Origin of the sequence: Microcoleus sp. B5-D4 (assembly GCF_036705145.1) — a bacterium.
Taxonomy (GTDB): domain Bacteria; phylum Cyanobacteriota; class Cyanobacteriia; order Cyanobacteriales; family Microcoleaceae; genus Microcoleus.
In genome coordinates this window covers 1-11,736 of record NZ_JAUBTV010000138.1, presented here as the reverse complement: position 1 = coordinate 11,736, position 11,736 = coordinate 1, and the positions used below count along the sequence as shown (strand labels likewise).

Sequence of the window (11,736 nt, the reverse complement as noted above, 5' to 3'; positions counted from 1 at the left end):
GCCCGTCCTTTTTGGACGGGCGGGACGCCCATCCCACAATAACAATTAAAATTGTAAGTTATTTAATTCGCGATCCTTAGCTGAGTTAGGGACACGGCACTGCTGTGTCATTGCAGATAGTCGATACAGATCGGCATCGCGATCGCCCCCCGCAGCTTAAAACTTAAAATAGTGTGCAGAATAACGGACTTGTACCTAAAGACAGAGGAAAATATCGCTACCCCAACATAAATGCTTTGTCTATGCAGCCAATTCGCACATTTAACGTTTCCCCCTCGCTACCGACAATTCTCGAACCCCTACGCAAGCTTGCCTACAACTTGCACTGGGACTGGAACGTCGATACCAAAGACCTCTTCCGCCGCCTCGATCGAGACCTGTGGGACTCCAGCAACCAAAACCCGGTGCTGATGCTCGGAACCATATCTCAAGAGCGACTGCAAGAAATGGCAGAAGACGAAGGCTTCATTGCCCAAATGAACCGAGCAGCCCAGCAGTTAGACGATTATCTCAAAAATCGCGCCTGGTACCGGAAACAGCGCGGCACCGAGCAGCAAGAATGCTACGCTTACTTTTCGATGGAATTCGGCTTAGTTAAAGCCCTACCCATCTATTCCGGCGGTTTGGGCGTGCTCGCAGGCGACCACCTCAAATCAGCTAGCGATTTGGGCTTGCCCTTAGTCGGTGTCGGCCTGCTTTACCAAGAAGGCTATTTTTCGCAGTATCTCAACGCCGACGGCTGGCAGCAAGAACGCTATCCGCTCAATGATTTCTACAATATGCCGCTGCACCCAGAACGCAATCCCGACGGTTCGGAATTGCGGATTGAGGTAGACTATCCCGGCCGCAAGGTGTATGCCCGGATTTGGCGAGTACAAGTGGGAACGGTTCCTTTGTACCTAATGGATACAAATATTGAACCTAACAGCCGCTACGACCAAGATATTACCGACCAACTGTATGGCGGTGATAAAACTCTGCGGATGCACCAAGAAATCATGCTGGGCATCGGTGGCGTGAAAATGCTCAAGGCATTGGGGCTGACAGTTACGGCTTATCACATGAATGAAGGCCACGCGGCTTTCATGGCTTTGGAACGCATTCGGATGCTGATGGAGGAATATCACCTGAGTTTCGTGGAAGCGGAACAGGTGGTGGTTTCGAGCAGTATGTTTACGACTCACACTCCTGTGCCTGCTGGGTTTGACTTGTTCGAGCCGGATATGGTGATGCACTATCTGAGTCACTATCCCAAGATGTTTGGCTTGTCGCAAGATGAGTTTCTGGGATTGGGCCGGGAGAATACTGGCGATTTGTCCGCACCTCTGAATATGGCAATTTTGGCAATTAAAATGTCGAGTTTTGTCAACGGGGTGGCGGCTTTGCACGGTGTGGTGTCGCGCCCGATGTTTCAGGGTTTGTGGCCGGGTTTGCCCCAGGAAGAAGTACCGATTACTTCGATTACCAACGGGGTGCACGCTCGCAGTTGTGTGGCGAAGTCTACTCAGGAGTTGTACGATCGATACCTTGGCCCGGACTGGGAAATGACCGGTAAGGACGATCGTCTATGGGACAGGCTGTCGTCGATTCCTGATGAGGAATTGTGGCGCAATCACGAACGCTGTCGATCGGAGTTGGTGGTGTTCGCGCGGGAGTGGCTGCAAAAGACTTTGCGCGAGCGCGGTGCGGCCCAAACGGAAATCGAACACGCGCGGGAGGCTCTCAATCCGAAGGTGCTGACGATCGGGTTTGCCCGCCGCTTTGCTACTTACAAGCGGGCGACGCTATTTTTGCGCGATGTCGATCGAATTATGCGGATCATGCGCGATCAAAATCGCCCGGTGCAGTTTGTGATTGCTGGGAAGGCTCACCCGATGGATATTCCGGGTAAAGAATTGATTCGGGATATCGTTCACTTCATCCGCGAGCACGAGACGATGAGCTCGATGGTGTTTTTACCGAACTACGACATTAACGTTGCTCGGATGATGGTGTCTGGCTGCGATGTGTGGCTGAATACTCCACGCCGCCCGCGTGAGGCTTCGGGTACTTCCGGGATGAAAGCTTCGATGAATGGTTTGCCGAATCTGAGCATTCTTGACGGATGGTGGGATGAGGCTGATTATGTTCGCACCGGTTGGCCGATCGGACATGGGGAATTTTACGAAGATACTAAGTATCAGGATGAAGTCGAGGCTAATGCTTTGTATGACTTGATGGAAAAAGAAGTTGTACCGCTGTTTTACAACCGAGATGCTGATGGAATTCCCCGCGGTTGGACGGCGAAAATGAAGGATTCTATTCGCTTGAATTGTCCTTTGTTCAATACTGCTCGGATGGTGAAAGATTACGCGCGGCGGGCATATTTCCCGGTGAGCGATCGCTACCACACCATGACTTCGGATAATTGCGCTCCGGCCAAGGAGTTGTCTCACTGGAAGAAGCACGTTCTCGCGAAATGGCACGATATTAAGATTGAGGCTGTTGATATTTCCCAGGATAAAGAAGTTAAAGTCAATCAGTCGATCTCTGTTAAATCTCGGATTAATCTGATGGGATTGACGCCTGCAGACGTGCAAGTTGAACTTTATCAAGGCTCGGTTGATGCTAACGGCGATATCATTGGTGGCGTGCCGGTGGTGATGGAGTATTTGGGAGAAGATTCTCACAATGCTAGCCTTTATACGGCTGACATTACTTATACTTCTAGCGGTTTGCAAGGTTTGTCGTTGCGCGTTTTGCCGAAGCACGATAATCTCAGCAGTCCTTATGAAGCTGGCGTGATTCTCTGGGCACATTAGTCATTAGTCATTAGTCAGTAGTCAGTAGTTAGTAGTCAGGAGAATAAAGGAATATTTTCCTAATTCTCCCTCTCTCCGACTCTCCCACTCTCCTTATCGAACTTGGGGAATGACTATGTAGCCGATTGTGCGATCGCCCAATACCACATTCCGCCTATTCCCCAGTACCAGCAGTGATATCATGTCCGATCGAGTAACCGCGATTAAAAGCGATTAAAAGGGCGGGTTTTTGAGATTGTCAATTATTGGCAAATATTTTTCGTGAACCCGCCCCTACCGTATTAGGGGTAATCGACCGGACATAATATGACCGCGTATATAAGCGTATAGCAAGGCATCTCGCTGTTCTTTTAAGGCTTTGAGGGTGGCAACACTGGTGGGGATTTCGGGGAGGTTTGAACCACCTATGAACGCTGATTCTTCTGCGGAATATTTGCGAAATTCAGACTTGGTTCGAGAATTGATAAATATCTACAATAGACTGGCAGAGTTTCATCAATTAGAGTTGACATTCTGCCAGTTTTCCTTATTTTTGGTGTTGCTGAATACAGGTATAAATTCAAGATTTCGGAATTTTTATAAGCCCAGTATGGTGAGTTTTGTAACATCAAGCGAAAAGTTGATTCATACCGTGAATCAGCAAGGCCCAGAATCTATATCCATCAATAGGAAAGCCGCCGAACAAAATAGTGGTTGCACAATAGTCACACTTTTTCATACTGCGATTTCATAAAATTGAAGGGAACCTTGAGACACCTCTATAGCGCTTCTCAAAAAAGTGAGGTATGCGCTATGCCCTATGCCCTATGCCCTATGCCCATGAGTACCTCATATGAGAGCTCGAAAGGCTATAGTTTAGCTTATTTACCCACACCAGCCGGCTGCTGACGGTTTCGCACTTCCAGAAAAATCAACAAAGCATTAACATCAGCCGGATTTACCCCGCCAATTCTCGCCGCTTGGCCAATCGTCAGCGGTTTCACCTTAGCCAACTTTTCCCGCGATTCTTTCGAGAGAGTTGTAATTGCCATGTAATCCAAATCCGCAGGCAATTGTCGGCGTTCATGTCTGACAATTTCATCAATTTGATTTTGCTGTTTTTGCAGATAGCCAGAATATTTGATATCAATTTCCGCACCATCTTTCTCAGCCAACTTCAGACTAGAATTGCCTAAATTGTACCGTTCCAAATCGACATAATGAAAACCCGGACGACGCAACAAATCAGCCAGAGTAATCGAACCTTTAATCGCTTGTTGAGTATCAGCCAAAATTGCCTTGCCAATCTCCTCGTGTTCTTTCACCCGCGTCGAGTACAAGCGTTCCTTCTCTGCCACAATATTAGCTTTTTTCCGCTCAAATAACTCCCAGCGGCGATCGTCAATCAAACCAATTTCCCGTCCCAGCGGCGTCAAGCGTTGGTCAGCATTGTCCGATCGCAATAATAGCCGATATTCCGATCGCGAAGTCAACATCCGGTAAGGTTCCCGCAAATCCTTCGTACACAAATCATCTATCAAAGTCCCGATATAACTTTGCTCGCGAGGAAACACAATCATCTCCTGATTTTTCGCAAACCTGGCCGCATTAATCCCCGCCACGAGCCCCTGTGCAGCAGCCTCCTCATATCCAGTTGTACCGTTCACCTGACCCGCGCAAAACAGCCCTTCGATCTTCTTAGTCATCAGCGTTGGAAAGCACTGAGTGGCCGGCAAATAATCATACTCCACAGCATAAGCAGGGCGCATCATCTCGCACTTTTCCAAACCCGGAAGAGTCCGCAGCATTTGCAATTGCAAATTTTCCGGTAAACCAGTAGAAAATCCTTGGATATAAAGTTCAGGAATATCTCTACCTTCCGGTTCAATAAAAATCTGGTGACTTTCCTTATCCGCAAACCGTACAATCTTATCTTCAATACTCGGACAATAGCGCGGCCCCTTCGCATCAACCCAGCCACCATAGACTGGAGAAAGGTGCAAATTGTCTCTAATTAACTGGTGAGTTTCCGGCGTAGTTCGAGTTAAATAACAAGGCATTTGTTCCCGTTCGATCCAAACTTCTGGATCGAAACTAAACCAGCGAACCACTGCATCTCCCGGCTGCGGTTCCAGGTTGGTGTAATCCAGAGTACGTTTGTCAACTCTTGCCGGAGTTCCGGTTTTCAACCTGCCAGTTTCAAAGCCCAAACGATTGAGAGTTTCCGTCAAACCAACGGCGGCAAATTCTCCGGCACGTCCGGCGGGCATCGACTTATTGCCCACCCAAATTGTGCCACCTAAAAAAGTGCCTGTGGTCAGAATTACTGCTTTGCATTCAAAAGCGACGCCGAAGTATGTTTCTACTCCGATAACTTCTTCGTTTTTGCCCAGAACTAAGTCTGTCACCATCGCTTCCCGGATGGTCAAATTGGGTTGATTTTCGACAATATTATTCATCACAGCGGCGTATTCCCGCTTGTCAGTTTGAGCTCGCAGCGCCCACACTGCGGGGCCTCGCGAAGAGTTGAGGATGCGTTTTTGTAAGTAAGTGCGATCGGCCATTTTGCCAATTTCCCCGCCTAACGCATCAACTTCGTTAGTAAGTTGGGTTTTAGCCGGGCCGCCGACAGCCGGATTGCAAGGTTGCCACGCAATTTTGTCGAGGTTGAGGGTGAGGAGAAGGGTGCGACAGCCGAGGCGAGAAGTGGCGAGGGCGGCTTCGCAGCCGGAGTGTCCGCCACCTACTACGATGATGTCGAAACTGTCTTGGAATTGTACTGGTGTTTGTGCAGTCATTCGATTTTAGATTTTAGATTTTAGATTTTAGATTGAAGAATAGACATCTGGCAAAATTAGGTTTTAGTTTCCTCAATTAAAACTCTTCCTCTCCATTAGTGTAGCTGCTTTCTTCAAACATCGATGTTAATCCAGTAATTTTTACGGGGGGTCGATCTTTGAATTCTACGACAAATGACAACTCCCCACCCATTGCCGCGATATAACTTTGCAAAGTAGATACCAACAAATCCGCACGGCGTTCTAGTCGCGAGACATTTTCTTGACGCATATTTAATAATTCTGCCATGCGAATCTGAGTAAATTTCCTTGCTTTTCGTAAGTCTTGCAAGGTCATTTCTTCAGCCATTAATTCAACCGATCGCTTTTCGACTATTGCTCGTTGTTCGGGAGGCAAATTTTCCATAATAGTCTTCAGGCTAATTGTCATCTGTTTCTTGCTCCATTAACTTATTCAAATGGTCGGCAAATCTACTATCTGCTATCTTAATTATTTGCTTGTAAAATCGCTTCTCACTACTACCCGATTTGTCCCCAGCTACCAACAAAATCGCTTCTCTGCGGGGGTCAAATGCAAAAGCGACTCGCCAAACTCCATCAGCCGCCTGAAACCTAAGTTCTTTCATATTGGTGTAGGTAGAACCATTGAGAGTATCGACGTGAGGACGCTTGAGGTTTGGGCCAAATTCTTGTAACAGTGTGAGTTTTGCTAAAAGCTCTAATCTGACATCAGTGGGGAATTCGCTAAACTCAGAGTAAAAATCAAAGTGAAACTGAATGTTCCATGTCATTTGGATCGATTATGCCTTACATAGCATATTATAGACAATAGTCGATCGAATAACCATATTTAATATGCACCCTTCGCGCCTTCGCGGTTCAATAATTCCGTACAATTGCAGTTTTGCGCTATGTTAGACAAAAAAATCTCAACAAGCGTACACAAGTGAAATACTTCTTCTTATCCGACGGCTGGAAAGTTGGGCGCGTTTGGGGCGTCGGCGGCGAGTGGAGTCACGCCGCCTGGAGGCGGGAGCCGGACATCCAACAGCTCAACCTGTGTCTTTCCGATCGCAACGAAAAAATGTGGCTCTACCGCGTAGAAGACGCCGTACTCATGGTAGAAGTCCAACCCGCAGTCCGTCCCGATCCCGCCGATCCCGCCAAAAATATCGGCAACGTCACCCTCACCAGACTGATCGATGCCGAGCAAGTCCTCGAACGCCTCGGGACGATCGCCGCCCGCTGCGAAATGGGCAACCCGCAACTAATGTAATGCTCAACATATTGCAATCGGTTCTAACACTCGATACACTTCTTTAAATAACTTTCATTTTTATGCCTCCACCTTTGAAGGTAGATGGCAGTCGGCAAAAGGCAGAGTTTAAACCCTGCAGGTAACTGCTGGGGATTCAGAATCTGATTTTTCCGTAAAAATAGACATCATCACTTACACCTTGGAGAACCGCAGTCAATGGGACTACCCTGGTATCGCGTACACACAGTCGTCTTAAATGACCCAGGCCGATTGATTTCTGTACACTTAATGCACACTGCCCTCGTGGCAGGTTGGGCCGGCTCAATGGCCCTTTATGAACTAGCAGTTTTTGACCCCACAGACCCAGTTCTGAACCCGATGTGGCGTCAAGGGATGTTCGTGTTGCCCTTCATGACTCGCTTGGGAGTTACGGGTTCTTGGGGCGGTTGGAGCATCACTGGCGAAGGTAACGTCGATCCGGGCTTCTGGTCATTTGAAGGCGTCGCCGTAGCTCACATCGTCCTCTCTGGCCTGCTGTTCTTAGCAGCAGTTTGGCACTGGGTATTTTGGGACTTAGAACTTTTCAGAGACCCTCGCACCGGTGAACCAGCCCTCGACTTGCCAAAAATGTTTGGCATTCACCTGTTCCTCTCCGGCTTGCTTTGCTTCGGCTTCGGCGCATTTCACCTTTCGGGACTTTTTGGCCCCGGAATGTGGGTGTCCGACCCCTACGGGCTGACCGGTCACGTCCAGCCAGTGGCGCCTGCTTGGGGCCCTGAAGGCTTCGATCCCTTCAATCCGGGCGGCATCGTGGCTCACCACATTGCAGCGGGCGTAGTCGGCGTAATTGCCGGTTTGTTCCACTTGACAGTGCGGCCGCCGGAACGTCTTTACAAAGCCCTGCGGATGGGGAATATCGAAACTGTACTTTCTAGCAGTATTGCTGCCGTGTTCTTCGCAGCCTTTGTGGTTGCGGGTACGATGTGGTACGGTTCTGCTGCGACTCCGATCGAACTTTTTGGCCCGACTCGCTATCAGTGGGACAGCGGCTATTTCCAACAAGAAATCGATCGCAGAGCTCAAGCTAGCTTGGCCGGCGGCCAAAGCTTCCAAGAAGCTTACGAACAAATTCCCGAAAAATTGGCTTTCTACGACTACGTGGGCAACTCTCCTGCTAAAGGCGGTTTGTTCCGGGCCGGCGCGATGGTCAATGGCGACGGTATTGCGAAAAGCTGGCTGGGCCATCCAGTATTTACTGACAGCGAAGGTCGGGTATTGTCGGTTCGCCGCCTCCCCAACTTCTTTGAAACTTTCCCAGTAATTTTGACAGACAAAGATGGGGTCGTTCGCGCTGACATCCCCTTCCGCCGTGCTGAATCAAAATACAGCTTTGAACAAAGCGGAGTTACCGTCAGCTTCTACGGTGGCGAACTTAACGGTCAAACCTTTAATAATCCTCTAGATGTTAAGAAGTTTGCTCGCGCTGCTCAAAAAGGTGAAGTGTTTGAATTCGATCGCGAAACCTTGAACTCTGACGGCGTTTTCCGCACTTCAACTCGCGGTTGGTTCACTTTCGGACACGTTTGCTTTGCTTTGCTATTCTTCTTCGGCCATATCTGGCACGGTTCTCGGACTATTTTCCGCGACGTGTTTGCTGGAGTTGAGGCTGACTTGGAAGAACAAGTCGAGTGGGGCCTGTTCCAAAAACTGGGCGACGTGACCACCAGAAGACAAGAACCTCTCTAAATTTCGCCAGCCTCTGGCTAGGGGGGAAACTTCCCCGCTACAAAAAAACCCGGTTTCTTCCAGAAACCGGGTTTTTTTAGTTAAAATTGACACTCCCCTGCCTTAAGGCACGGGGATTATTAAGACATGTCAGTCTTAATATCCCTATCCCGCTTAGTTCCCAGGCTGACTACTCTCGGCACAAAAGAGTGCGTAGTCATATCTCCTCAAAAATGTTTTAGGCGTAGACTTTCCCCCAGTCCGGGGGTAGGTTTTTACATCTTGTCTGATTTGGTTATTCTACAATATTCATTTGTTAAGATGGATTTGCTGTTTTACTTAACAATGGAAAAAAGCCGTCCTACAAGGACAGGGTTTTCAACCCAATTTTCTGATAAAATAATACGGCAAGGGAAGATAGGGAAAATTTAACATGGAAAGTGTTGCTTACATTTTGATTCTGGCTTTAGCCATAGGCGTACTATTTTTTGCGATCGCCTTTCGGGAACCTCCCCGGATTGGCAAATAATTAGCTATACGCCTGCGGCAAGTCCAAAATATCCTGAACCGGACTGCGGTTAGCCCGCATCATAGTGATCCTCTTCGAGGGCTGCGCTAACGAATTTGGTGCGGGACTATTTCACCGCTGTTTGCTAAGTTATTTTTCTAGTCCAGCCATTCATCAGACCCCAGGCGGTTAGATGAATGGCAATTTGCTGGCAATGCCTGTTAAAATCAGCAATCATGCGCTGTTCCTCCTGCCAACACACAAATAGTCGCGTTCTAGAATCGCGTTCAGCCGAATCAGGTCAAAGCATCCGTCGGCGGCGTGAGTGTTTGAGCTGCCAGCACCGCTTCACAACTTACGAACGCATAGAATTTGTGCCGATTACGGTGATCAAGCGGGACGGCAAGCGCGAATCTTTTGACAGGTCAAAATTAGTCAGGGGATTGATTCGGGCCTGCGAAAAAACCGGTTTGTCTTCCGGGCATCTCGAAACTCTGGCCGAAGAAATCGAGGCCCAACTCCAAGGTCGATCGCTCCGAGAAATCGCCAGTTCAGAAATAGGGGAACTGGTGCTGTTGCACCTGCGGCCGCTCAGCGAAGTCGCTTATGTCCGTTTTGCCTCCGTATATCGGCAATTTCGAGGCATCCGAGATTTTGTAGATACCCTAAATCACCTTCAGAATCCCCTCAACGAAGCTGAAGATACAGAAACTAGACCGAATTTTGACGCAGATTTGCCGGATTCCGAATCAGTCGATCGAGAAAGCCCCGCATCCTGCGCTAGTCCCAGCTAAGCTCGCTTAAATTAATTTATAGAAATATTCTGGGAGATTGAAAACCGTGTCGCGAGGAAGGCCCGGAGGAATATCGACTCAAGGAACTCTCATTCGATCGAGTGTTCTTTTTTCTCAGTAAGAGTGCTGGGTGTGATATGATCGTCATCGGTCTAAAATAGAGTATAACTAGACAACGTAAAAACTTAACTGGATTAGTTGAGTGCGTAGTCACACCTAACGGTGTTGCAGTTTAGGAAAGCTCGCATTTGAACAAAACCTAACTAAAGATCGGCGACTAATTAAATACGGTAGGGCATACCGAAATTTACGCTTCTGGAGAAACCGACCTCTACTTAGACTGGAGTAATCCTGTCGCCAGCAAGTCGGCTCGTTGAACGAAGAATCTCAGTTTATTTATACCTGAGAGTGTCAAAATAGTCTACTTGACTCGGAATGTTAAGATTCAACGTTTTAACACAGAGTATGGAGTAACAGTAATGGCAAGCGCTGGTGTGCAGTTGCACCTGGCAAAAGTTAGCAAAAACTGACTTTAGTAAAAGATTTTGAAAAAAGTTAATCGCTTTTTCACCAAAATCTCTAATATCTGCCGGCACAAACGAAAAACATGAAGGAGAGAAATCCTAGGAAACTATTCGCATGGTCAATCTCAAAACCACAGTCAAAGACATCGGCTTTACTCACGAAGATTTTGCAGCCCTACTTGATAAATATGACTATCACTTTAGCCCGGGCGATGTAGTAGCGGGTACAGTTTTTAGTATAGAACCGAGGGGCGCTCTGATTGATATCGGTGCTAAAACAGCAGCGTACATTCCCATTCAGGAAATGTCCATCAATCGAGTGGAAAGCCCTGAAGAGGTATTGCAATCAAACGAAACCAGAGAATTTTTCATTCTAACCGATGAAAATGAAGACGGACAATTAACCCTGTCCATTCGGCGTATCGAGTATATGCGGGCGTGGGAAAGAGTGCGACAACTGCAAGCAGAAGATGCCACAGTACGATCGCAAGTATTTGCCACCAACCGCGGCGGCGCACTCGTGAGAATAGAAGGCTTGCGAGGCTTTATTCCCGGTTCTCACATCAGTACCCGCAAACCGAAGGAAGAATTAGTCGCCGAAGAATTACCATTAAAATTCTTAGAGGTAGACGAAGACCGCAACCGCCTAGTGTTGAGTCATCGTCGCGCCTTAGTTGAGCGCAAGATGAACCGCCTCGAAGTCGGGGAAGTCGTCATCGGTACAGTACGCGGTATCAAGCCTTACGGTGCCTTTATCGACATCGGCGGCGTCAGCGGCTTGCTGCACATCTCGGAAATTTCGCACGATCACATCGATACGCCTCATAGCGTCTTCAATGTCAACGACGAAGTGAAAGTGATGATCATTGACTTGGATGCCGAGAGGGGCCGGATTTCTCTCTCCACCAAGCAGTTGGAACCGGAACCGGGCGCGATGGTCAAAAATCGCGAATTGGTATACGAAAAAGCTGAGGAAATGGCAGCTAAGTTCCGCGAGAAAATGCTGGCTCAAAAGCAAGCTAAAGCAGGCATAGACATTCCTGTAGACTCAACTGATGCTGATGATGACCTCTCCGACGAAATACTCGAAGACGTACCATCAGCAATGGAAGAGGATGAGCCCGAAGTAGCAGCCGAAGCAGCACCCGAAGTAGCAGCCGAAGCAGCACCCGAAGCAGTATTAGATGTAGAGGAAGAAATCCCTCCTGCGACGGAAGAATAACATCGCAGTTGGTGTGATTAAAAGAGGGAATTTTCCCTCTTTTTTTTTTGAGTTAGTCATTAGTCATTAGTCATTAGTCATTAGTCATTAGTCATTAGTCATTAGTCATTAGTCATTAGTCATTAGT

Annotated in this window: 10 protein-coding genes; 7 read left to right on the top strand and 3 right to left on the bottom strand. The window is 48.0% G+C overall.

What is annotated here, in order from left to right; translation table 11 throughout:
* Positions 1 to 242: 242 nt before the first annotated feature.
* The gene (gene glgP / locus QUB10_RS32720; protein ID WP_333207277.1) at positions 243 to 2,801 is read left to right on the top strand and encodes an alpha-glucan family phosphorylase; all 2,559 of its coding nucleotides are present in this window, start codon (positions 243 to 245) and stop codon (positions 2,799 to 2,801) included.
* Between the two features lie 406 nt (positions 2,802 to 3,207).
* Positions 3,208 to 3,534: a hypothetical protein gene (locus QUB10_RS32715; protein WP_333207276.1), complete on the top strand. Its 327-nt coding sequence runs from the start codon at positions 3,208 to 3,210 to the stop codon at positions 3,532 to 3,534.
* Between the two features lie 127 nt (positions 3,535 to 3,661).
* Here the strand turns inward: QUB10_RS32715 and mnmG are convergent, their stop codons facing one another.
* From mnmG to QUB10_RS32700, 3 genes are all read right to left on the bottom strand, one after another.
* Positions 3,662 to 5,578: a tRNA uridine-5-carboxymethylaminomethyl(34) synthesis enzyme MnmG gene (gene mnmG, locus QUB10_RS32710; protein WP_333207275.1), complete on the bottom strand. Its 1,917-nt coding sequence runs from the start codon at positions 5,576 to 5,578 to the stop codon at positions 3,662 to 3,664.
* A 76-nt stretch (positions 5,579 to 5,654) separates the two neighbouring features.
* The gene (locus QUB10_RS32705; protein ID WP_333105480.1) at positions 5,655 to 6,008 is read right to left on the bottom strand and encodes a transcriptional regulator; all 354 of its coding nucleotides are present in this window, start codon (positions 6,006 to 6,008) and stop codon (positions 5,655 to 5,657) included.
* Positions 5,998 to 6,369, bottom strand: a complete 372-nt coding sequence (locus tag QUB10_RS32700) for a type II toxin-antitoxin system RelE/ParE family toxin (RefSeq protein WP_333207274.1) — start codon at positions 6,367 to 6,369, stop codon at positions 5,998 to 6,000. Before QUB10_RS32700 ends, QUB10_RS32705 begins: the two co-directional genes overlap by 11 nt.
* A 155-nt stretch (positions 6,370 to 6,524) precedes the next feature.
* Between QUB10_RS32700 and QUB10_RS32695 the strand changes: the two genes are divergently transcribed.
* From QUB10_RS32695 to QUB10_RS32675, 5 genes are all read left to right on the top strand, one after another.
* The gene (locus QUB10_RS32695) at positions 6,525 to 6,854 is read left to right on the top strand and encodes a hypothetical protein (RefSeq protein WP_333207273.1); all 330 of its coding nucleotides are present in this window, start codon (positions 6,525 to 6,527) and stop codon (positions 6,852 to 6,854) included.
* A 198-nt stretch (positions 6,855 to 7,052) separates the two neighbouring features.
* Positions 7,053 to 8,582, top strand: a complete 1,530-nt coding sequence (psbB, locus tag QUB10_RS32690) for a photosystem II chlorophyll-binding protein CP47 (protein ID WP_333207272.1) — start codon at positions 7,053 to 7,055, stop codon at positions 8,580 to 8,582.
* A gap of 412 nt (positions 8,583 to 8,994) precedes the next feature.
* Positions 8,995 to 9,090 carry a photosystem II reaction center protein T gene (locus QUB10_RS32685; RefSeq protein ID WP_006635641.1) on the top strand — a complete coding sequence of 32 codons (96 nt, stop codon included), beginning with the start codon at positions 8,995 to 8,997 and terminating at the stop codon, positions 9,088 to 9,090.
* Positions 9,091 to 9,305: 215 nt separating this feature from the next.
* Complete coding sequence (nrdR, locus tag QUB10_RS32680) at positions 9,306 to 9,863, top strand: transcriptional regulator NrdR (RefSeq protein WP_190738941.1); 558 nt, start codon at positions 9,306 to 9,308, stop codon at positions 9,861 to 9,863.
* 639 nt (positions 9,864 to 10,502) lie between these two features.
* On the top strand, positions 10,503 to 11,609 hold the full coding sequence (locus QUB10_RS32675) for a 30S ribosomal protein S1 (protein WP_333207271.1): 1,107 nt from the start codon (positions 10,503 to 10,505) through the stop codon (positions 11,607 to 11,609).
* Positions 11,610 to 11,736: the final 127 nt, after the last annotated feature.